Origin of the sequence: Glutamicibacter sp. MCAF14 (assembly GCF_052114325.1) — a bacterium.
In the GTDB taxonomy this organism is placed as follows: domain Bacteria; phylum Actinomycetota; class Actinomycetes; order Actinomycetales; family Micrococcaceae; genus Glutamicibacter; species Glutamicibacter arilaitensis.
Genome location: NZ_JBFREO010000002.1, coordinates 193,276 through 214,723 on the forward strand (window position 1 = coordinate 193,276; position 21,448 = coordinate 214,723).

Genomic DNA, 21,448 nt, shown 5'->3' on the forward strand with positions numbered 1-21,448 from the left:
GGTCATGGCCGAACTTTCCCTGCGCAAACTCAGCCAGATGGACATCGACCTGCTGGAAGCGAATTTCCAGTCGCTTCATGGAGCAGGCGCTTCGCAGTGGTTCGGTTTCTGGGACACTAACAAGCTGCGCCGCCGGATAGCCGAGGACCAGCTGATTGGCAGTGCTGACGGGGCGCTGGCCATCAGCTTGGGGGAGCAGATGATCGGCAAGGCCGATTGGTTCACCAGTACAGCCTGGGGCAGGGCCAACACCTCGGCCTGCTGGGAAATCGCGATTGGCCTGTTCCCGGAATACCGGGGCAAGTCCCTTGGCACCCAAGCCCAGCGCCAGCTTGTCGATTACCTGTTCACGCACTATCCGCGCCATCGCATCCAGGCCACTACGGCCGCCGAGAACACGGCTGAACAACGCTGCCTGGAAAAGCTCGGCTTCACCCGCGAAGGAGTGATCCGCCAAGCCCAGTGGCGCGACGGTGGATGGCATGACCAGATCATCTACTCGGTATTGCGCGATGAATGGGCTGGCTGATCCTTAAAGGCAAGGCCCTAGACCAAAAGGCACGGTCCGGAACAGAAAAACTGTTCCGGACCGTGCCTTTTAATTCTTGGATGCGTGAGGAGTCTAGAGACGACCCTGCGCGATAGCCAGCATGCGGCGCAGCGGTTCGGCCGCACCCCACAGCAGCTGGTCGCCTACGGTGAAGGCCGAGATGTACTCCGGGCCCATTTCCAGTTTGCGGATGCGGCCTACCGGGATGTCCAAGGTGCCAGAAGCGGCAACTGGGGTCAGCGCATCTACGGTGGCTTCCTTGGTATTAGGAACTACCTTGGCCCATTCGTTGTCAGCTGCCAGCAGCGACTCGATTTCCGAAACCGGGAGGTCTTCGGTCAGCTTCAGGGTCAGGGCCTGCGAGTGCGAGCGCATCGCACCAATGCGGACGCACAGTCCGTCCACCACGACTTTGTTCTCTGCGGAATTGCCCAGGATCTTGTTGGTCTCGACCCCGGCCTTCCACTCTTCCTTGGACTGGCCGTTGCCCAGATCTGCGTCGATCCACGGGATCAGCGAGCCGGCCAGCGGCACGCCGAACTGGGTGGCGTCCAAGCCGCCGCGCTGTGTTGCCAGGACCTTGCGGTCGATCTCCAGGATCGCTGAAGCCGGGTCATCAAGTTCGGAGGCGACGTGGGAGTTGATGTCGCCGAACTGGGTGAGCAGTTCGCGCATGTGGCGGGCACCGCCACCGGAGGCTGCCTGGTAGGTCATGGCGGTGCTCCATTCGACCAGACCGTTCTTGAACAGTCCGCCCAAGCCCATCAGCATGCACGAGACGGTGCAGTTGCCGCCGATGAAGTCCTTGGTGCCCGAGGCCAGCGACTGGTCAATGACATTGCGGTTGATCGGATCCAGCACGATCACCGAATCATCATTCATGCGCAGCGTGGAAGCCGCATCGATCCACAGGCCATCCCAGCCGGAATTGCGCAGCTGAGCATGGACCTTGGTGGTGTAGTCCCCGCCCTGGGCCGTGACGATAATGGGCAGCTTGGCCAGCGTCTGGATGTCATATGCATCCTGCAGCGGCGCAGCGCCTTCGGCGAATGCCGGGGCCTGGCCGCCAGCATTGGACGTGGAGAAAAATACCGGGTCGATCTGCGCGAAGTCGCCCTCATCGAGCATGCGCTGCATCAGCACGGAGCCAACCATGCCTCGGTAACCTACAAAACCAACAGATGAAGTCATACATCAATGGTAGAGGCGTTTAGCTGCCAGCACCCGGTTCGTTACAGCAGTTAAAGCAGAACCACACCCGAGGGCCAGCAGGCTTCGGGTGTGGTTCGGTGCAGGATAAGTATTACTTCTTCTCAATGAGCAGCTTGCGGTTCTTGATCGCCCACATGGCTGCAAAGATGAAGATCTGTGTCGGTACCAGCAGCAGGATCAGGCCAAAGAGCTTGTATCCACCGAGCACCATGAAGAAGCCGAGAACGGCCACGACCAGTGCCAACAGCGGGAAAAGCATGTATCCGAGAATGAAGAGTGCTTCGGGGTGCTGCTTTAGCTCTCCGATGTATTTTTTCATGGTCGTTCTAGTCCTTTTGGCGAAGCCAGGTTTCAAAGCGGTAGCGGGTACCGGTGGAGGAAGTGTGCCAGCGGGCAGCTTCCGAATCTAGCGAGGGATCGCTGGTGCCCAAGGCGAAGTCGGCAGTCAGCTGGGGTGCGGAAGTATCTCCCTGGGCCGCTACCTCAAGCTTGGTGATCACCGCGAGGTCCAGCAGTTCCAAGGCCTGGGCATAGACCTGGCCTCCGCCGATAATCCAGATCTCTTCACCGCCGGTGCTTGCCTTGGCCAGCGCAATGGCCTCTTCCAAGGTGGATACCGGTTCAGCCCCATCTTGGCGCAGCTGTTCGTGGGCTGAGACATCGCGGGTGAGCACGAGATTAGTGCGTCCGGGCAACGGGCGGAACTTCGCCGGAAAAGAATTCCAGGTGGCACGGCCCATGATGACCGGGTGTCCGGCAGTGGTGCGCTTGAAGTGGGCCAAGTCCTCAGGAACATGCCAGGGCATGGTGCCATTGGCGCCGATGATGCCGTTTTCAGCTTGGGCCCAGATGGCGCCAATCAGGGGTTCGAGAGCGCGTGCGTGGCGAGGCGCGGGGGTCATACGGCGACGGTTCCCTTAATGGTCGGGTGGTGCTGGTAATCGTTGATGGAGAAGTCCTCCAGCGTGTAGTTGAAGATCGAGGCCGGCTTGGAATTGAAGCTCAGGGTCGGGTACGGGTAAGGATCGCGTGAGAGCTGTTCCTTGACCTGTTCCACGTGGTTGGTATAGATGTGCACGTCGCCGCCGGTCCAAATGAACTCGCCTGGCTCCAAATCCAGCTGGTGAGCCAGCATGGCAGTGAGCAGGGCGTATGAAGCGATGTTGAAAGGCACGCCCAGGAACATGTCTGCACTGCGCTGGTAGAGCTGGCAGGAGAGTTTTCCGTCGGCTACGTAGAACTGGAAGAACACGTGGCATGGAGGCAGCGCCATATTCTGGATCTCTGCGACATTCCATGCCGAGACGATGTGGCGGCGGGAGTCTGGATTGTTGCGCAGCGAGTCCACCAGCTGGGAGATCTGGTCGATGTAGCCACCTTCTGGGGTGGGCCAGCTGCGCCACTGGACACCGTAAACCGGGCCGAGTTCGCCATCTTCATCGGCCCATTCGTTCCAGATGCGAACGCCCTGGTCCTGCAGCCACTTCACATTTGATTCACCGCGCAGGAACCACAGCAGTTCGGCTGCCACGGACTTGAAATGCACGCGCTTGGTAGTGATCAGCGGGAAAGAATCCTGCAGATCGAAACGGATCTGGCGTCCAAAGACCGACAGGGTTCCAGTCCCGGTGCGGTCTTCTTTGGCAGTGCCGTTTTCCAGCACGTCGCGCAGCAGGGTCTCGTATGGGGTCGCGATGTTCACGCACCCCAGTTTAGTTCAGATCATCCTTGCAGGACTAAAAACGTGTGAAAACCTACGCGGGTCGTGGACACGTACTAGCCAGCGTCAACGACCATGTCGTTGTACTCCGGATAACGGCGCAGGTAATCCTGGACATAGCTGCACTCGGGGATGATCTTCAATCCTTCATTGCGGAAGCGGTCCAGCACCAAGGTCACCAAGGCGCGGGCATAACCGCGGCGGCCAAATTCCTCATTGACGATGGTGTGCTGGATAGTGGCCACACCATCTTCCAAGCGGTAGCCCAAGAAGCCAACGAATGTGGATCCGTGCCACAGCGAATAGCGGCCGCGGTCAGCATCCTGATCCAGGCGCAGTCCATGGTGCACGATCTTGTCCACTGGATTGTGCGGCTGCTGGGCAGTCATGGCGATACCTCGTTCGTAGATGTGACTGATGTCCTATTTACAGTCTTATCCCTAATCGGAGCCAGATGCAACGACTTTTGCCAAGTCCTGCGAGAACACTGATGCCCGGCATGCAATGCCGGGCATCAGTTGCTCAACGCTAATCGTGATAGGGCGTATGAATTTCAAAGGAGACGATGCGCGGGGTGCCGCCGTGGACCTGCTGGGCCACGATCAACGACCCGGGGTCCAGATAGGGATCCTGATCTGGCAGTGCCTTGGCAAGCTCCGGGGTCGAATTGCGCGCCAGCACTTCGAGCACGAAGGGCAGGACCGGCCGGTGCGTGCATATGATCTGCGAGCGGTACTTGTCAAAAAGCTTCTGCACCGCCTTGCGGGCGCGTTCTGGCTTGCGCGTTGCCCCGTGCTCGGTCAGCGCCTTGATGGTCTTGAGCTTCATCGCGTGCAGGGCCGCATAGGGCGTGATCGTTTGAACGCAACGCATCCACGGCGATGAAGCCACATGCATTGGCTGCCACGCTTCGAGCATCCGGGATACTGCCTGGGCTTGGCGCCTCCCGGTAGCTGCGAGCGGACGTTCGCCTTCGGCACGGGTCCACTTGCCTCGCGGTTTGGCCTTGGCATGGCGCACAATGAGCACCGGGTGCGTGTTCAGCACCCCAGCATCATGGGCCTTGACCAGATCATCCAGCGGCTGGGCGTCGGTTGGATTGGACAGCATCTGCGCGGCCTTAGTGGGGCTGACCCACATGGTTTCATCGCATTCTTCGCCATCGGGCTCAACCACCGTATGCACATCGGTTTTTGCCGCCCAGTAATAGACAACCTTGGTTTTCTGCTTCACCGAGTACGCCGTGGCTGACAGCGGGATGCCCAAGGTGATGCGCAACCCGATTTCCTCACGGACCTCGCGCAAGGCGCATTCAGCGATGGATTCGCCCTGATCCAGTTTGCCCTTGGGCCATGACCAGTCGTCATACTTGGGACGGTGGATTACCAGAACTTGAAGTTTGCCGTTCTTCAACCGCCAAGGGATCGCCCCAGCAGCCACAATGTCGTATTCTCCGAGGCGGATTTCCTCGGCATCCACTGAACGAATGATCTCACGCGCCCTAATGCGGGTATCGCGCAGCTCTGATTCGGCCACTAGCTATTACGTCCGCTGTTTCGTCGTCGGGCATGCTCTTCGACCAGCCAGAACTGGACATCGGTCAGCGGGTTGCCATCCTCATCCTGGTAATGGCGGATCCAGTCGCCATCGGAGTTCAGATGCCATGAGGCGGTCTTGTCATCCATGTAGCGTGAGAGCAGGGTGATCATCCGGTCGATGTCTTCTTGGTTGCGCAGCGAAACCAAAGCTTCAACGCGGCGATCCAAGTTGCGGTGCATCATATCGGCCGAGCCGATGTACACCAGCGGGTCGCCACCGTTTTCAAACATGAAGACGCGGCTGTGCTCAAGGAAGCGGCCAAGGATGGAACGCACCTCGATGTTCTCGCTCAGTCCCGGAACACCTGGACGCAGGGCGCAAATGCCGCGAACAATGACTTCGACCTTGACTCCAGCCTGGCTGGCCCGGTACAACGCATCGATGATTGCTTCATCCACGATGGAGTTGACCTTGATGACCACCTTGGCCGGCTTGCCGGCGGCAGCGTTGGCGATTTCCTTTTCGATATGCGCCAGCAGTCCGGTGCGTACCGAGCGCGGAGCAACAAGCAGGCGTTTGTATGTCGAGCGCGGCGCGTAGCCCGAGAGCTGGTTGAACAGCTTCGAGATGTCCTCGCCCACCTCGTCATCGCAGGTAAGCAGGCCGAAATCCTCGTAGTAGCGTGCGGTGCGCGGGTGGTAGTTACCGGTGCCGATATGGCAGTAGCGGCGCAGCTTGTCACCTTCACGGCGAACCACCAAAGAGAGCTTGGAGTGGGTCTTGAGGCCAACGATGCCGTAGACCACGTGCACGCCGGCCTGTTCCAACTTGCGCGCCCAGGAGATGTTGGCCTGCTCATCGAAGCGAGCCTTGATTTCCACCAGGGCCAAAACCTGCTTGCCGGCTTCCGCAGCGTCGATCAGCGCATCGACAATGGGGGAGTCGCCGCTGGTGCGGTACAGGGTCTGCTTGATGGCCATGACCTTTGGGTCAGCTGCGGCCTGTTCCAAGAAGGCCTGCACACTGGTGGAGAAGGAATCGTAGGGGTGGTGCAGCAGGATGTCTCGGCGGCGAACCGCAGCGAAGACGTTGGCAGCCTTGGCGGTTTCCGATTCGTTGAGGTAGTTCGAGGTGTGGCCTACATGCTTGGTGTAGTGCAGCTCGGAACGGTCAAGCGAGGCGATGACGCCCAGTCCGCGCAGATCCAATGGGGTAGGAAGCTTGAAGACTTCATCCTCTTCAATACCGAGCTCGCGGGTGAGCAGTTCCATGATTTCAGGGTTGATGTCATCGGCAACTTCCAAGCGAACCGGAGGGCCGAAGCGGCGGCGCAGCAGTTCCTTCTCCAGTGCCTGCAACAAGTTCTCTGCGTCGTCTTCTTCTACTTCCAAATCTTCATTGCGCGTGACGCGGAAGTAATGGTGCTCAACGATTTCCATGCCCGGGAACAAGAGTTCCAGGTGTACGGCAATCAGCGCTTCGAGCGGGATGAAGCGTGCGGTGCGCAGCGAAGAGTGCGCTGCACGGGTGCCATCGATGCTGATCAAGCGCGCGATGGTGTCCGGCACCTTCAGGCGGGCAAAGAGTTCCTTGCCGGTCAGCGGGTTGCGCACCACCACTGCCAGGTTCAATGACAACCCAGAGATGTATGGGAAAGGGTGGGCCGGGTCAACGGCCAGCGGAGTGAGCACCGGGAAGACCTGGGAAACAAACCACTTAGAGAGTACCTCGCGCTCTGAAGCTGAAAGTTCATCCCAGGTGGTGATCCGGATGCCCTGTTCGTTCAAGTCCGGGTATACCGAGTCGGCGAAGACCTTCGCATGGCGGGTTTGCAGCGCGTGGGCCGAGGAGAGCAGCAATTCCAGCTGGTCTACCGGGTTCATGCCGTTGGCCGCAGGCACCGCCAATCCGGCGTGGATGCGGCGCTTGAGGCCAGCGACACGGACCATGAAGAACTCATCGAGGTTCGAAGCGAAGATCGATAAGAAGTTCACCCGTTCAAGCAACGGCAATTTGGTGTCTTCAGCCAGTTCCAGAACACGGGCGTTGAAGTGCAGCCAGCTAAGTTCGCGGTCAAGGAAACGCTCATTGGCGAATTCGCCCTCAGGATGCAGATCCGGTAGGGAATCCGCAGGCTCTATACGATCTTCGTTGACCTTCGATGAAGGGACATCTCGTAGTTGAGTGCTGGTTTCCTTGGGGTAGCTATTCATCTGCTGAACTCACTTCTTTCCTGCAAGTGGACGCTAAAGACACCGCTAGTTGAGGACCCGAAAGATCGGGACGGCCTGCTTACTAGTCTAGCTTCTGCGGACCGTACATGATGTCGGCATCCCAAAGTGTGAAGCCCAGCGAACGGTAAAGCTTCACCGCTGGCTCGTTGTCGGCATCGACATACAAAATCACCGAGTCGACGCCCAGCTCCAGCAGGTAATTAACGCCGGTATTGGTCAAGGATCGGCCTAGGCCCATGCCTTGCGCTTCGGGAACCACACCGACCACATAAACCTCACCGGTGGGGCGAATTTGGTCCCCGGTGGCAGGATGGATTTTGGTCCAGTGATACGCAAGCAAATTCTGATCAGAGTCGAAGGCCAGGAAGAAGCCGGTTGGATCAAACCAGTCCTCGGACATGCGCGCTTCAAGATCATTGAGCGTGAGTGAACCCTGCTCGGGGTGGTGTGCAAATGACTTGGCGTTGGCTTCCAGCCACACCGGCTCGTCCTCGCCGACCCGGAAGGTGCGTACGTTAAAGCGGCGATCAAGCGGAGCTTCTTCAAGGTAATCGGTGCCTTCGCGGCGCATGCGGTACAGCTCGCGTACCCGGTCCAGTCCGGCACCGGTGGCCAGCTTCTTGGCAGCCTCATGATCACCGTGCGCCCAAGCCTGGATCTGCGACAGGTCCACCAGCTCACCGAGCTTGCCCAGCAGCGCCCGGCCGATGCCGGCACGGCGCTGCTCAGGGTGGACTACCAATTCCAGAACCCATGGGTGATCCGGGGATTCCCGGACCGCGATGGCCACGCCAGCCAATTTCGCGTCGACACCTTCGCCGACCTCAGCAAGCAGGGCCAGCAAATTATCGTTTGGCTCGTCGGCTGCCAAGGCCACCAGAGTCTGGTCGCTTAGCGGCGGGTTGCCGTCGGCTGCCTGCGCGTCGAGGGCTAAGTCACGCACGTCGGATAAGGCCCGTTCATCAAGCTCACCGGGGACGTGCTGGATGGATACAGTGTTCTGTGGCAGTTCGCTCATGCATTTCACGATAGTCGCAAAATGTTCGAAGTGGCTAGGAGTTATCTGAACGTTATGATTCGGTGTAGAAGCGGTAGCCCACGTTGCGTACCGTTCCGATCAGCTGCTCATGATCGGTGCCGAGTTTCGCGCGCAAGCGACGCACATGCACGTCCACGGTGCGAGTGCCACCGTAGTAGTCATAGCCCCAGACTTCATGCAATAGCTGCTCGCGGGTGAAGACCCGGCCCGGGAACTGGGACAGGTACTTGAGCAGTTCGAATTCTTTGTAGGTCAGATCCAGCATGCGGTTATCGATGCGGGCGGTGTAGCTCAGCTCATCGATGCGCAGCCCCGAGGTGCTTTCGGCAGCCACTGGCGCAGGCGCTGGAACACTCGCGCCAGAGAGCATCAGGCGGATGCGTGCATCGAGTTCGGCGGGGATGGCCGAAGGCAGCAGAAAATCTGCTGCGTGCCAGTCCGAGTTCAAGATGCCAAGTGCGCCTTCGCTGACAACCAGCAGCAACGGGACATTCAAATTCGTGTGCAGCAACTGTGCCAAGGAGCGGGCTGGAACCAGATCGGTCCGAGCATCCAGGATGACTGCGTCGCACTCCGGCAGCTGGGCCAAGGACTCGGTGGTTGCCGGGAAGAAAGTTATCTCGTGCAATAGCAATTCGAGTGCCGGAAGAACTTCAGCGGCATTTTCGGCATGATTACTAAGTAGCAACAGGTGAGCCAATCGGTCTTCCTCCTGCCAGATAGTTGCGAAAAAATCACTTTTACGTGTCACAGTATAAGGAATGATTCAGTTGAAGCACGCATGTGAACACGCAAGTGCGGACACATTACCGTCAGGAAAAAGAATTTGAGAATCAAGGTTTTATTCAGTGGACTCGTCGCCGCGGCACTGCTTGTCGTAGCAGCCAGCCTCGATTCGATGAGCTGGCTGATGGGTGTTCTCACCGCCGTTTTACAGCTGATTTTCGCCTACACCTGGCCGCGCATGGTGCGCTCTGACGCGCCGTGGCCGATCAGCATCATCGTTGCGTTGTGCTCCTTGGCAGCCACTGCCGCCACTATGTTCATGCCCGGCGGGTCGGTGATGTCACATAGCGTCGAAGCAATCGCCGTGGGTGTGCTTCTGGTATTTATCAGCCAGGTGCTGCGCGGCGCGGAAGCCGAAGGCCGTTTGGCTGGTGTGGTTTCCGGCGTAAGTGGTGTGGTGCTGGGCGTACTTGGTTCAGCCTGGGCTGCAAGCGCACTGGTGCCATATGGCTTTGGGATGACAGTCAGTAGCGTCATAGCCCTGCTTGGTGCTGGTGCCGTTGCCGTAACCCGGCTGCCCAACCGGATCACCATGGCACTGGCCCCGGTGGTTGCCGCCGCTTTAGGGGCAGCCTCCACAGCGCTTCCCATGGATATGCTCTGGTACCAGGGCGCCATCCTGGGCTTGCTGATCGGCTTGTTGGTAGGTTCATTACGCGCCTTGGCCTTGGTCAGCCGCAGCGTGCGCAACCTGAGCGGAATTCTTGGCCTTTCCTGCGCAATCCTGCTGATGAGCGGTGCTGTCAGCTGGTACGCAATGGAAGTTCTGGCCTTCATTTAACGCTAAGCGGTTCAAATATGATGCAAGCTGCGTCACGAGTGTCGAAGTTCTCTTACCGCGCGCGCTAAGATGAAGCCATGAATGAAAATTACCTTGCAATCGAAATTTTCTTCCAGGCACTTGTAGTGATCGCCGGTATCGGAATGGCCGGGTTCGCAGGCTTGGTAGTGAAGCGTCTCTTCCAGGGCCAGAAGTAAAAACAGCGCACACAATAACGTGTGCGCTGTTTTCATTTCATCACTGACTAAATTTAGGAGCGAGTAGTCCATGGCTTTTGACCTCCCTACGGACCTCACCCCGGAACTTGTACCTTTCGCTTGGCTTATCGGCACCTGGGAAGGTGCTGGACGTCTTGGCGAGGGTGAAGCCGAGGACGAATTCTTCTGGCAGCAAGTCACCTTCCGTGACGTTGGTGGCCCATACCTCGAATACCGAAGCGAAGCTTGGCTCACCGAAGCCGATGGCACGAAGCTGCGCATCCTGGCTGTTGAAAACGGATTCTGGTCTTTGGACCGTGAACAGCAAGAAGCCGATGCAGGACCTGGCATGAAGCCCGGGGACATTTTCCCAGTGCTGCGTTCAGCCGATGATGTGCAGAAGCTGCACACCAAGGACGGGTTCAAGATCCAGGCGCATATTGTCCGCCCGGACGGCATCTCTGAACTGTATTACGGACTGATCGACGGACCGCGCATTCAGCTGGCGACCGAGAGCCTCTTGCGCAGCAAGAACGCTCAAGCATATGGCTCTTCCACCCGTATCTACGGATTGGTCAACGGCGAACTGTTCTGGCGTTGGGATGTTTCCAAGGGCAACATGGATCTGCAAGCTCACGCCTCGGCAGCGCTCAAGCGCGTCGCGGCAGAAGGTGCGGCGAAATAGCCATGACTGCTGGATACCGTTCGGTCCTGCTCGAACGCGCTGGTGCTGTGGAAGCTGGCGGTGTTGACGCTGGTGTTGCAGCTCATTATGGTGCTCCAACCCGCGAAGCCCGCAAGCTTGCTGAAGGCAAGGCCATCGCTGACCTGAGCCACTTCGACGTCGTTGAAATCCGTGGTGAAGACCGCCAGAGCTGGCTCGATACGCTCAGCAGCCAGCGCATTTCCACCTTGAAGCCGGGGCAGAGCACCCAGACGCTTCTGCTCTCGGTCCAGGGACGCATTGAGCATGAAATGAAGGTGCTGGCCACCGAGGACCGCCTGCTGCTGATTGCTGAACCCGGTGCCGGGGCGGGCCTGGCGCAGTTCTTGAACAGCATGCGCTTCATGCTGCGTGTTGAGGTTAATGACCTGAGTGCAACCCATGGCGTGCTGGCGGCAACCCGCACCATCGATACTGCCGGCTCCCTGATTTGGCAGAATCCTTGGCCGGGAATCAGCGAGGGCGGTTGGGCATACTCGCGTGAAGACCACCCGGGCAAGGAACGCGCATGGTTCATGCACATCATTGAGCTGGACAAGCTGTGCGAGGCTGTGGCCGAGGAAGAGCTGGCCGGCATGATGGCCGTCGAGGCTTTGCGCATCGCCGCGTGGGAACCACGCTTCGGTGCCGAGATCGATGACAAGACCATTCCTCATGAGCTGGACTGGCTGCGTACCGCCGTGCACATGGATAAGGGCTGCTACAAGGGCCAGGAAACTGTTGCCCGCGTGCACAATATCGGCCACCCGCCGCGCCGCATGGTGTTCTTGGATCTGGACGGTTCCATGCACACGCTGCCGGCAACCGGTGCTGAAGTGAAGCTGGGGGAGCGTACCGTTGGACGGATTACCTCCGCGACCTTGCACTACGAAGCCGGACCCATCGCGCTGGCAGTTATCAAGCGCAACGTCGACCCGGAAGCGGTCTTGACCATCGTGGATGGCGAAACCAACTACCCGGCCTCGCAAGAAGTCATTGTGGCTACCGACGCAGGACAGGTTGCCGGACGCTTTACCGGGTTCCTGAGAACCCCTCCACAGGGCTAAGAGGCAAAACCAAGGGCGTGGGTGCAACTGCTGATTACAGTATGTGCACCCACGCCCTTGGCATTCGCTTTGGCTTAGCCGAAGAGTACGGCAGCTTCCTCATAGCGTTCCATCGGGACACGCTTGAGGTTGTTCAGGGCCGCGCGCAGTGGCACGCGCAGCACCTTGGTGCCGTGCAATGCGACCATGGTGCCCCATGCCTGTTCGTTGACCGAATCAACGGCAGCCATGCCCAAGCGCGTGGCCAGCACGCGGTCGAACGCGGTAGGTACGCCACCGCGCTGGATGTGGCCCAGCACCGTCGCACGCGTTTCAATGCCGGTACGTTCTTCAATGATCGGGGCGAGCATTTCACCGATGCCGCCCAGGCGGGCACGCCCGAAAGTATCAACGCCACGAACGGAGAAGGCTTCTTCCATGCCTTCAGGCACAAAGCCTTCAGCAACAACTACCAATGGCGCACGTCCGCGCTCATGGGCTTCGTTGACCCACTGGCAGATCTGCTCCATGCTGGTGGAGACTTCTGGGATGAGCACCGCGTGGGCACCGGAAGCCATGCCCGCATGCAGGGCAATCCAGCCAACGTGGCGGCCCATTACCTCGGCCACCATGCAGCGGTGGTGCGAGTCGCCAGTGGTGCGCAGACGGTCAATGGCTTCTACGGCGATCTGGTTAGCGGTATCGAAACCGAACGTGTAATCGGTGGCGTCCAAGTCATTATCGATGGTCTTGGGAACGCCAACAATTGGCAGGCCGGCTTCGCACAAGCGCTGAGCTCCAGCCAAGGTGCCTTCGCCGCCGATGGCAATCAGCGCGTCGATGCTGTTGGTCTTCAAGATATTGGCGATGTTCTCGGGCCCGCCAAGTTCCCCTTCAAAAGCGTTGGTGCGCGAGGTGCCCAGAATGGTGCCGCCCTGCTTGGCAATGCCCCGCACAGCGGTTCGGGGAAGGTCGAAGAAGTCGCCTTCCTTGACACCGCGCCAGCCATCGCGAAAACCGACGAATTCGTAGTCGTAGCTTTTGATGCCGTTCAGTACCGCACCGCGGATAACAGCGTTCAGACCGGGGCAGTCGCCACCTGAGGTCATGATTCCAATGCGCATTGGCCCTCGCTTAGTAATAGGGAAAGCTTTGTGCGCCAGCTGGAGCGAGCGAGCCCCGTGGTCGTGCCGCGTCAACAAAGAGTTCCATTCGGATTTATTCAAGATCCGCGCGCCATTGAGCATCTACTCTGGGTGTCATTGTACGTGCTTAAAGCCACTAGGGCGAGTCTCAAGTCACTGTGTGTGCATGAGACTCGCCCTAGGGGAGATGAGCATGCTAGATGGTGTTCACCAGCAGGCAAGCTCGGAAAGGAATTTAGAATTTACGCAGCCATTTCTGCAAAATGATGGTGTCGTCCTGACCAGGAATGAGGATCCACGCCACGATATATGAGGCAATGCCCAAGACGGGAAGCAGGAAGGAAAGCAGCAGGGCAATACGCACCAAGGTGACGTCCCAGCCGAACTTGTCAGCGATGCCTCCGGCTACGCCGCCGGCCAAACGGCCAGGACCGCGGCGCAGGGGCATGGAACGAAGTGAATTGAAGAATGCGTCCATCAGGAACTCCTAAATGTTTGAAAGGCTATAAAGCTCAGAGGTTGGGATCGGTGGGAACCGGTGGTTCATCTTTGGATTTGCGGGACTTGCCAGCTGATGCCAGTCCGGAGAAGATCATTGCAACGCCGGCGAAAGCGACAATGGCAATGAGCAGCAACGGCATATCGAAGCTCCAGTGCAAAACCAGGCGGCTGAGCGATGCCAGGGCGACAACGATCAGAATCAGGCCGAAGACCAGTGTTCCGGTAGGGAACTTTTTGGCCGGTGTGGAAGAAGTATTCATCAAGCTCAGTCCTTAGAAACTCTCAGTGCTGCGGTTCAGTGCATCAGGAGCATCCACCGAAGTGGAGAACGAAGAAAACGCGCCGTCTACCTCAATGGTCAGCATAGGTGCATTTTCCGGCAGAGAAAGCGCATCCTGGGGAAGGTCCATCCCTGTCCCGGAAAGGAAGACCCCATCGCTCTCAATCGTTACCGGAACATTAGCCGGCAGCAGCAGTTCCATATTAGAAAATACCGAATCGATCTCTACCGTAGTTGGTTTGCTGATATTGCCTAGGTGGGTCAGGTCAACTGTCGAATTGCTGAACACTGCACTGTAGTGGCTGTCGCCATCGCTGGATGAGTGCACCAATCCGCGGCGCGAATCTCCAGCGGTGTTCGCTGCGAAGATCACGGTCAGCACCAGCAGGGGAATAGCCAGGCCCAGCAAACCGCCACTGGTCCGGCCAACAAGTGCGGCCAGGACAATGGCGACGCCAACAACCAGCAGGCCGCAGGCTAGTGCCACGGCCCAGCCTGAACCTGGCAATGCCACAATATTCAGGTAATCAGCCAGCAGGACTACAGCGATGACCAGTACGGTCAGCCCTACCACGGTGGTTGCCACCCAGCCTGGGATGGCGCGGCTGACCGGCTTGTCAACTGCCTTGGAATAGTAGGCCTTGGTGTAGGCGGGGTCCGGAGAATAACTGTTCTGGTATTGGCTTCCGGCGCCGGAGTCACCTGAACTCATGGGGTACTCCTTAGTCGAGGCATCCGTGGTGGCAGATGCGAACCCTGCTGTGCTGGCCGTGGAACTGTAGGCCTGCTCTTCACGCCACGGATGTTCCAGCGCCGTGCTCTTGGGATCCTGCGCGGCAGGTGAGGCCGAATCGGTGCCAGGGGATGCTGGCTTGCGGCTTTGGTTCGGGCGGGCAAATCTGGTGTTCTTTCGGCTGAAAATGATGAACACGATGGCGGCGACAATGGCCAGTGGCCACAACACCGGTGCCAGCGAATCGAGGAACCATGGAGCGGGGAAGATGCCCAGCGCGAAAATCAGCACTGCGCCGGTCATGCCGCTGGTCCAGTTCCGATTGCCAGCACTTTCCAGATGGATCTTGCCTTCGGTATCCGGAAGCAAAGCCCACGCCAGACCGTAGAGGACCATGCCCAGTCCGCCCAGCACACCGAGCACCACGAAGATGCCCCGGATCAAAACGACATCTACCTTGAAATAGTCGGCAATACCGGTTGCTACGCCGCCGACCCACTGCGAGTCCTTGCGCGCCACTGGTGACTTGCGCAGCTGGTCATAGAAGCCGCGACCACGTTGAGAGCCTTCGTTGTTCATAGTTCAATTCTCTCTTGGCCAAGGGATCGCCCGCTATGAGGGGATACCCTGAACTTTCCCTAGGGGTGCCCCTAGAACCGGTGATCAACCGCGAAGAAACACGAAGAACATGTTTGACTTAGAACTATGGAAAGTCCTGAAAGACGTTTGATGGTGCGCAGCGGAAACCGGCTCATTGCCGGTGTCTGCGGTGGCCTCGCCGAGCACCTGAATATCCCTCTGGGATATGTCCGTCTGGGCTTTTTGGCGCTCACGGCACTGGGCGGTATCGGGATTCTCCTTTACGCCTGGCTGTGGGTGTTCGTACCCAGCGCTGAAGAAGCGCATGCTGATGAACTTCGTTCTTGGAGTACCCGGTCCCGCAGTCTTGCCGAAGAAATGAGTCGTGTCCAGCAAGGAATCTTCGGGTCGCGTGAAGGCTGGGAACGGAACTCGACTTGGCGAGAGACCCTGATCGGTGCCGGGCTGTGTGCGCTCGCCGTGCTCGCCTTCGGGCAGTGGGTTGGCTGGAACATTCGTTGGGAATTGATTTGGCCCTGCCTGGGGATCGTGGCTGGCATCGTGCTGGCCTGGATCCAGTTTGATGAGGGCATCACCGATCAGAAAAAGCGGCTTGCCTTGCCACTGCTCCTCCGCTTGGCCTTTGGGCTGGTGCTGGTCATCGGTGGACTGCTGGCGCTATTGAGCGCCGCTGTCGGGACCACCGATCTGCTGAGTGGACTATGGACGGCCCTTGCGATCATTGTCGGTGCCGTTGCGGTGCTGCTGCCTTGGGGTACCAGGTTATGGCGTGATTACATTGCTGAGCGCAGTTCACGCCAGGCAGCTGCCCAACGTGCAGATTTTGCCGCGCATCTGCATGACTCGGTGCTGCAGACCCTGGCGGTCATCCAGAAGCGTAGCGAAGACCCGGCCGCGGTCAGGGCCCTGGCCCGCGTCCAAGAGCGCGAACTGCGCCAATGGCTTTATGGCAACCAGGACCTTGATGATGAAGATGTCGTCGCGGAAATCCAGCACGAGGCCAGTCACATTGAACAGCTGCTATTGCGCGATGTGGAAGTTATTGCCGTGGGTAACGCGCAGGGTTTTTCCGGACAGCAAGCGCTGGTGGCCGCGAGCCGCGAGGCGATGATGAATGCGGCTAAGCATGCGCAAGGAAAGATTTCGGTCTTCATTGAATGCACGGCCGAGCAAGTCGAAGTATATGTGCGTGACCGTGGAGCCGGATTCGAAGTCAAGGACATACCCACGGACCGGCACGGGGTGCGCGAATCCATCATTGGCCGCATGGAGCGTGCCGGAGGCACCGCGCAGATCCGCAGCAAAGATACCGGAACCGAAGTGCAGCTGAGCATGCCGCGGAACATGGAGGAAGATTAGAATCATGAGCACAGAAAATCCCGTCAAGACCTACCGCGTAGTGCTGGTCGATGACCATGCTATTTTCCGTTCCGGGCTGCGTGCCGATTTAGCCCACGACATTGAGATTGCCGGGGAAGCTGGCACCGTGGAAGAAGCCATCAAGGTGATCCACGAACAGCAACCGGATGTGGTGCTCTTGGACGTGCACCTGCCCGGGGGTCGTGGCGGTGGCGGGGCAGAAGTGCTCAAGGGCTGCACGGGCCTGTTGGGAAGCACCCGGTTCTTAGCGTTGAGCGTGTCCGACGCGGCTCAGGACGTGGTGACGGTGATCCGCAGTGGGGCACGCGGGTATGTCACCAAGAGCATTTCCGGGGCTGAGATTTCTGATGCGGTGCGCCGTGTGGCCGGGGGAGACGCGGTGTTCTCCCCGCGTTTGGCCGGGTTCGTGCTCGATGCCTTTGGCAGCAGCACTCCGGTGGCGGAAATTGATGAAGAACTTGATTTGCTCTCGGACCGGGAATTGCAGGTAATGCGGCTGATTGCCCGCGGATACAGCTATAAGGAAGTGGCCAAGGAACTGTTCATTTCGGTGAAGACCGTTGAATCGCATGTCTCCAATGTGCTGCGCAAGCTCCAGCTTTCTAATCGCCATGAATTGACCCGTTGGGCAGTGGATCGCAAGATCCTCTGAGCCCCTCAGGTAGAAGCAAAGAAGCCGGGCAGTCCATCATCCTGGACTGCCCGGCTTCTTCAGCGTTGCTACTTGGTTACTTGGCTTCGCCCAGCAGCTTGGCCATGCGCGATACGCCTTCTGCGAGATCTGCATCGCCCAAGGCGTAGGACATGCGGATGTAGCCAGAAGGACCGAAGGCCTCACCAGGCACTACAGCAACTTCGGCCTGTTCCAGAATGAAAGCGGCCAGTTCTGCACTGGTGTTGTTCACTACGCCACGAATTTCCCGACCCAACAGGCCGCGGACATCCGAGTATGCGTAGAACGCGCCTTCAGGGGTTGGGCAGTGCAGGCCGTCAATTGCATTCAGCGACTCGACGATGGCCAGGCGGCGGCGGTTGAAAGCAACCTTCATTTCGTTCACCGCATCCAGTGGACCGGCCACTGCTGCTAGGGCCGCACGCTGGGAAACGTTGGAAACGTTGGACGTGGCGTGGGACTGCAGATTGGTTGCGGCCTTGATGACGTCGGCAGGACCGGCCATCCAACCCACGCGCCAACCGGTCATGGCGTAGGTCTTGGCCACGCCGTTGAGGATGACCACGCGGTCTTCAAGTTCTGGGACCAAAGTGGCGATGGAGCTGAAGGAAGCATCACCGTAGGTTAGATGCTCATAGATTTCGTCGGTCACTACCCACAGGCCCTTGGAAGCAGCCCACTGGCCGATCTGGCGAACCTGCTCCGGGGTGTAGACCGCACCGGTTGGATTCGACGGGGAGACGAACAGCAGCACCTTGGTGCGTTCGGTCAGTACCGACTCGAGTTGCTCGACGGTGACCTTGTAGCCCTGCTCGGGGCCGGCGAAGATCGAAACGGCTTTGCCGCCGGCAAGCTGGATGGCCTCCGGATAGGTGGTCCAGTACGGAGCCGGAACGATGACCTCGTCGCCTGGATCAAGCAGGGTTGCGAAAGTGTTGTACACCGCCTGCTTGCCGCCATTGGTCACCAGTACCTGGTTGGCCTTCAGCTCGTAGCCCGAATCGCGCAGAGTCTTTTCTGCGATTGCTTCGCGAAGCTCTGGCAGGCCGGCAGCAGGGGAGTAGCGGTGGTTCTTTGGATCCTGAGCCGCTTTGACTGCTGCTTCAACAATGTAGCCGGGGGTGGGAAAGTCGGGTTCACCGGCACCGAAACCGATGACTGGTCGACCTGCTGCTTTGAGTGCCTTCGCCTTGGCATCTACTGCGAGAGTCGCGGATTCGGAGATTGCGCCGATGCGGCGAGAAATGCGAGACATTAGGGATTCGTCCTGAGATCTATGGGGACAGCTGTTAGTTCCCAGTTTAGTTCGCGCGAGTGCACTTGAGCATCCCAAAAGTGAAAATGACACAATATGGTGCGAAACAGTGCCCAAGAGTGCGTTCTGCGCCACACCGGAGGTTGTCAGTTCGACAATTCCCATTTCGTTGCGTAAAGTTATTTCTCGTTGCCGAGACATCGCAACGGAGAAAGCAACTTGTTTGATCCGCTAAGATGTTCTAGGTGGGAGCAGTAAAAAGCTCCGAAGGGTAGTGGCGCAATTGGTAGCGCAGCGGTCTCCAAAACCGCAGGTTGCAGGTTCGAGTCCTGTCTGCCCTGCGCAGTAGCGATTTATCGCTTAGCGAATTATCTCATCACGGTGTGTTGCAGTCGAATAGACTATGGCACACCGTGATTGTTTCAACTGGCCAAATTTTTGAAACGAGGAAGAACATGACCGAATCTGCTCTGAGCTCAGGTAAGGGCGGACAGAAGTTGGGTTTCTTTGCCCGAATCTTCTTGTTCTTCCGTCAGGTAATCGCAGAACTTAAGAAGGTCGTCACACCGACCCGCAGCGAACTGGTGAATTACTTCCTGGTTGTTGTCGGCTTCGTGGTCGTGGTGATGCTGATCGTGACGGCCCTGGACTTTGTCTTCGGGCAAGGTTCGATCCTCCTGTTCACCAAGCAGGTCGAACAGTAATTTTGTTGCCTCGGAGGTATGATTACCCCGAGGCAATTTAGTGTCATTCAGTCAAAGAAAGCAGGAGCTGCAGTGTCCGACAAGGAACTCGAACCGCAGATTAATGACGAGGTCGAAAACGAGTTCGTTGAAGCCGCCGGCGATCAGGTTGAGCCAGCTGTTGAAGCTGACATCGACCCAACCGAAGCACCAGCACAGGACGCTGAAGACGCTCAGGTAATCGAAGGCGAAGCCGACGAAACCGAAGCTGAAGCCGAGGACGCTGAAGACGCTGACGGCGAAGACAACGTAGCCAAGCTCAAGGAAGAATTCCGCGCCAAGCTGCGTCGTCTTCCAGGTGACTGGTTTGTTATCCACACCTACGCTGGCTACGAAAACCGCGTGAAGGTCAACCTCGAGACTCGTATCCAGACCCAGGACATGGATGAATTCATCTTTGATATCCAGGTTCCAATGGAAGAGGTCGTTGAGGTCAAGAACACTCAGCGCAAGATCGTTCGCCGCGTGCGCATCCCGGGCTACGTCCTGGTTCGCATGGAGCTGACCGACGCTTCGTGGGGTGTTGTTCGACACACTCCAGGTGTTACCGGATTCGTTGGCAATGCCCACGATCCAAACCCATTGAGCCTTGATGAAGTGTTCTCCATGCTGGAACACACCATCGTTGACCCAGTAGAGCAGCCTTCGGCTTCGAAGCCAGGCCGTGCTCCAATTACTGAGGTCACCGTGGACTTCGAGGTTGGCGAATCGGTCATCGTGAACGACGGACCGTTCGAAACCATGCCGGCAACCATCTCGGAAATCAAGCTGGATGCCGCACAGCTGGTCGTACTGGTTTCGATCTTCGAACGCGAGACCCCAGTGACCTTGAACTTCAACCAGGTCACCAAGATCCAGTAGTATTAAGTCTTCGTGCTCCATATCGGTCGCTTATCGGTATGAGAGCGCGCTTGGCTGTCGCGCCACGATAGCCAGATCCCCGTGCCACGCTCCTGTGCCGCGGGAAACGCAAGAGTAGAAGGACCCGACATGGCCCCAAAGAAAAAGGTCACCGGACTCATCAAGCTGCAGATCCAGGCAGGTGCTGCTAACCCAGCTCCTCCAATCGGTCCAGCCCTTGGTCAGCACGGCGTCAACATCATGGAATTCTGCAAGGCTTACAACGCAGCGACCGAGTCGCAGCGCGGTAACGTAGTTCCGGTTGAGATCACCGTATACGAAGACCGTTCGTTCACTTTCATCACCAAGACTCCTCCTGCAGCTGAGCTGATCAAGAAGGCTGCTGGCATTGCAAAGGGTTCGGGTGTTCCACACACCGACAAGGTTGCAAACCTTACCTTGGCTCAGGTTGAAGAAATCGCCAGCACCAAGATGGCAGACCTGAACGCAAACGATCTGGCTGCTGCAGCTAAGATCATCGCCGGCACCGCCCGCTCCATGGGTGTGACCGTAGAAGGCTAATTCCGCCTTCCGCTATTCACCTGGTGAACAGCAACAAAGAATTTAAACTAAGGCGTTTCGATCCATTGGTCGATTCGCCCGTGGCAGGACCGGGCGCGGTCCATATGACCACGACTGCATAAGGAGATAACGCAGATGGCAAAGCGCAGCAAAGCATACGTAGCCGCCGCGGCTAAGATCGATGCCGACAAGTTCTACGCTCCAGCCGAGGCAATTGCCCTGGCTAAGGAGATCGCAGGCGACAAGGGTCACTCGACCGTTGAGGTTGCTTTCCGCTTGGGTGTTGACCCACGCAAGGCAGACCAGATGGTTCGCGGTACCGTAAACCTTCCACACGGTACCGGTAAGGTAGCTCGCGTGGTTGTATTCGCTAACGGCGACAAGGCAGAAGCAGCTCGTGAAGCTGGCGCCGACTTCGTTGGCTCGGACGACCTGATCGAAAAGATTCAGGGCGGCTGGACCGACTTCGACGCAGCAGTTGCAACCCCTGACCTCATGGGCAAGGTTGGCCGCTTGGGTAAGGTACTGGGTCCTCGTAACCTGATGCCAAACCCTAAGACCGGTACCGTAACCATGGATGTTGCTAAGGCTGTTAACGACATCAAGGGCGGCAAGATCGACTTCCGCGTTGACAAGCACTCGAACCTGCACTTCATCATTGGCAAGGTTTCGTTTGACGCTCAGCAGCTGACCGAGAACTACGCAGCTGCATTGGACGAGGTTCTGCGCCTGAAGCCTTCGGCTTCGAAGGGTCGCTACATCTCGAAGGCAACCATCGCTACTACCTTCGGTCCAGGTATCCCTGTTGACGCGAACGTAACCCGCGTTGAGGCCTAAGCCTAAAAGCTGACGAAGTTGAGGAGCATACCGATTATCGGTGTGCTCCTCAACCTTTTAAGCCACCTATCT

24 protein-coding genes and 1 tRNA gene are annotated in these 21,448 nt (G+C 58.2%); 11 read left to right on the plus strand and 14 right to left on the minus strand.

Annotated elements, in window-relative coordinates; genetic code table 11:
* The first annotated feature begins 4 nt into the window (after positions 1-4).
* Positions 5-529 carry a GNAT family N-acetyltransferase gene (locus AB4Y71_RS03445; protein WP_013349725.1) on the plus strand — a complete coding sequence of 175 codons (525 nt, stop codon included), beginning with the start codon at positions 5-7 and terminating at the stop codon, positions 527-529.
* A gap of 93 nt (positions 530-622) precedes the next feature.
* Here the strand turns inward: AB4Y71_RS03445 and asd are convergent, their stop codons facing one another.
* From asd to AB4Y71_RS03490, 9 genes are all read right to left on the minus strand, one after another.
* Positions 623-1,741 carry an aspartate-semialdehyde dehydrogenase gene (gene asd, locus AB4Y71_RS03450; RefSeq protein WP_441717989.1) on the minus strand — a complete coding sequence of 373 codons (1,119 nt, stop codon included), beginning with the start codon at positions 1,739-1,741 and terminating at the stop codon, positions 623-625.
* Positions 1,742-1,853: 112 nt separating this feature from the next.
* A complete protein-coding gene (locus tag AB4Y71_RS03455; RefSeq protein ID WP_013349723.1) occupies positions 1,854-2,081 on the minus strand; it encodes an NF038396 family protein in 228 nt (75 codons plus the stop codon).
* Between the two features lie 7 nt (positions 2,082-2,088).
* The gene (locus tag AB4Y71_RS03460) at positions 2,089-2,664 is read right to left on the minus strand and encodes a dihydrofolate reductase (protein WP_441717992.1); all 576 of its coding nucleotides are present in this window, start codon (positions 2,662-2,664) and stop codon (positions 2,089-2,091) included.
* On the minus strand, positions 2,661-3,464 hold the full coding sequence (locus tag AB4Y71_RS03465; protein WP_441717994.1) for a thymidylate synthase: 804 nt from the start codon (positions 3,462-3,464) through the stop codon (positions 2,661-2,663). The genes AB4Y71_RS03460 and AB4Y71_RS03465 overlap by 4 nt, the downstream gene beginning before the upstream one ends.
* A 74-nt stretch (positions 3,465-3,538) precedes the next feature.
* Positions 3,539-3,871: a GNAT family N-acetyltransferase gene (locus AB4Y71_RS03470; RefSeq protein ID WP_441717997.1), complete on the minus strand. Its 333-nt coding sequence runs from the start codon at positions 3,869-3,871 to the stop codon at positions 3,539-3,541.
* A gap of 139 nt (positions 3,872-4,010) precedes the next feature.
* Entirely contained in the window at positions 4,011-5,018 is a 1,008-nt protein-coding gene (locus AB4Y71_RS03475) for an NUDIX hydrolase (RefSeq protein WP_441718000.1), read from the minus strand.
* A complete protein-coding gene (locus tag AB4Y71_RS03480) occupies positions 5,018-7,234 on the minus strand; it encodes an RNA degradosome polyphosphate kinase (protein ID WP_134779718.1) in 2,217 nt (738 codons plus the stop codon). Before AB4Y71_RS03480 ends, AB4Y71_RS03475 begins: the two co-directional genes overlap by 1 nt.
* A gap of 82 nt (positions 7,235-7,316) precedes the next feature.
* Complete coding sequence (gene mshD / locus AB4Y71_RS03485) at positions 7,317-8,273, minus strand: mycothiol synthase (RefSeq protein ID WP_102597331.1); 957 nt, start codon at positions 8,271-8,273, stop codon at positions 7,317-7,319.
* Positions 8,274-8,325: 52 nt separating this feature from the next.
* Entirely contained in the window at positions 8,326-8,994 is a 669-nt protein-coding gene (locus AB4Y71_RS03490) for a winged helix-turn-helix transcriptional regulator (RefSeq protein ID WP_134779719.1), read from the minus strand.
* A gap of 126 nt (positions 8,995-9,120) precedes the next feature.
* On the opposite strand from AB4Y71_RS03490, the gene AB4Y71_RS03495 reads away from it, so the two are divergent.
* From AB4Y71_RS03495 to ygfZ, 3 genes are all read left to right on the plus strand, one after another.
* Positions 9,121-9,861, plus strand: a complete 741-nt coding sequence (locus AB4Y71_RS03495) for a hypothetical protein (RefSeq protein ID WP_441718002.1) — start codon at positions 9,121-9,123, stop codon at positions 9,859-9,861.
* 267 nt (positions 9,862-10,128) lie between these two features.
* The gene (locus tag AB4Y71_RS03500; RefSeq protein ID WP_441718004.1) at positions 10,129-10,743 is read left to right on the plus strand and encodes an FABP family protein; all 615 of its coding nucleotides are present in this window, start codon (positions 10,129-10,131) and stop codon (positions 10,741-10,743) included.
* Positions 10,744-10,745: 2 nt separating this feature from the next.
* Positions 10,746-11,828, plus strand: coding sequence for a CAF17-like 4Fe-4S cluster assembly/insertion protein YgfZ (gene ygfZ, locus AB4Y71_RS03505; RefSeq protein ID WP_102597332.1), 1,083 nt, complete (start codon positions 10,746-10,748; stop codon positions 11,826-11,828).
* Between the two features lie 74 nt (positions 11,829-11,902).
* Here ygfZ and AB4Y71_RS03510 read toward each other — a convergent pair whose 3' ends face one another.
* The 4 genes from AB4Y71_RS03510 to AB4Y71_RS03525 all read right to left on the minus strand — a co-directional run bounded on the left by AB4Y71_RS03510 (position 11,903) and on the right by AB4Y71_RS03525 (position 15,045).
* Complete coding sequence (locus tag AB4Y71_RS03510; RefSeq protein WP_013349711.1) at positions 11,903-12,931, minus strand: 6-phosphofructokinase; 1,029 nt, start codon at positions 12,929-12,931, stop codon at positions 11,903-11,905.
* A gap of 256 nt (positions 12,932-13,187) precedes the next feature.
* Entirely contained in the window at positions 13,188-13,430 is a 243-nt protein-coding gene (locus AB4Y71_RS03515) for a PspC domain-containing protein (RefSeq protein WP_013349710.1), read from the minus strand.
* Between the two features lie 34 nt (positions 13,431-13,464).
* The gene (locus tag AB4Y71_RS03520) at positions 13,465-13,713 is read right to left on the minus strand and encodes a hypothetical protein (RefSeq protein ID WP_013349709.1); all 249 of its coding nucleotides are present in this window, start codon (positions 13,711-13,713) and stop codon (positions 13,465-13,467) included.
* A gap of 12 nt (positions 13,714-13,725) precedes the next feature.
* On the minus strand, positions 13,726-15,045 hold the full coding sequence (locus tag AB4Y71_RS03525; protein ID WP_441679914.1) for a PspC domain-containing protein: 1,320 nt from the start codon (positions 15,043-15,045) through the stop codon (positions 13,726-13,728).
* Positions 15,046-15,195: 150 nt separating this feature from the next.
* Between AB4Y71_RS03525 and AB4Y71_RS03530 the strand changes: the two genes are divergently transcribed.
* Positions 15,196-16,425: an ATP-binding protein gene (locus tag AB4Y71_RS03530; RefSeq protein WP_223261467.1), complete on the plus strand. Its 1,230-nt coding sequence runs from the start codon at positions 15,196-15,198 to the stop codon at positions 16,423-16,425.
* Positions 16,426-16,429: 4 nt separating this feature from the next.
* Positions 16,430-17,098 carry a LuxR C-terminal-related transcriptional regulator gene (locus AB4Y71_RS03535; protein ID WP_013349706.1) on the plus strand — a complete coding sequence of 223 codons (669 nt, stop codon included), beginning with the start codon at positions 16,430-16,432 and terminating at the stop codon, positions 17,096-17,098.
* A 76-nt stretch (positions 17,099-17,174) separates the two neighbouring features.
* Here the strand turns inward: AB4Y71_RS03535 and AB4Y71_RS03540 are convergent, their stop codons facing one another.
* Positions 17,175-18,374 (minus strand): pyridoxal phosphate-dependent aminotransferase, encoded by a 1,200-nt coding sequence (locus AB4Y71_RS03540; RefSeq protein ID WP_013349705.1) that lies wholly within the window; start codon positions 18,372-18,374, stop codon positions 17,175-17,177.
* 268 nt (positions 18,375-18,642) lie between these two features.
* Here AB4Y71_RS03540 and AB4Y71_RS03545 point away from each other — a divergent pair.
* The 5 genes from AB4Y71_RS03545 to rplA all read left to right on the plus strand — a co-directional run bounded on the left by AB4Y71_RS03545 (position 18,643) and on the right by rplA (position 21,376).
* Positions 18,643-18,715 (plus strand) — tRNA-Trp (locus AB4Y71_RS03545).
* A 114-nt stretch (positions 18,716-18,829) separates the two neighbouring features.
* Positions 18,830-19,078: a preprotein translocase subunit SecE gene (gene secE / locus AB4Y71_RS03550; protein ID WP_013349704.1), complete on the plus strand. Its 249-nt coding sequence runs from the start codon at positions 18,830-18,832 to the stop codon at positions 19,076-19,078.
* A 72-nt stretch (positions 19,079-19,150) separates the two neighbouring features.
* On the plus strand, positions 19,151-19,978 hold the full coding sequence (nusG, locus tag AB4Y71_RS03555; RefSeq protein ID WP_441688223.1) for a transcription termination/antitermination protein NusG: 828 nt from the start codon (positions 19,151-19,153) through the stop codon (positions 19,976-19,978).
* A 129-nt stretch (positions 19,979-20,107) separates the two neighbouring features.
* Positions 20,108-20,539: a 50S ribosomal protein L11 gene (gene rplK / locus AB4Y71_RS03560; RefSeq protein WP_013349702.1), complete on the plus strand. Its 432-nt coding sequence runs from the start codon at positions 20,108-20,110 to the stop codon at positions 20,537-20,539.
* Between the two features lie 135 nt (positions 20,540-20,674).
* Positions 20,675-21,376 carry a 50S ribosomal protein L1 gene (gene rplA / locus AB4Y71_RS03565; protein ID WP_013349701.1) on the plus strand — a complete coding sequence of 234 codons (702 nt, stop codon included), beginning with the start codon at positions 20,675-20,677 and terminating at the stop codon, positions 21,374-21,376.
* Positions 21,377-21,448: the final 72 nt, after the last annotated feature.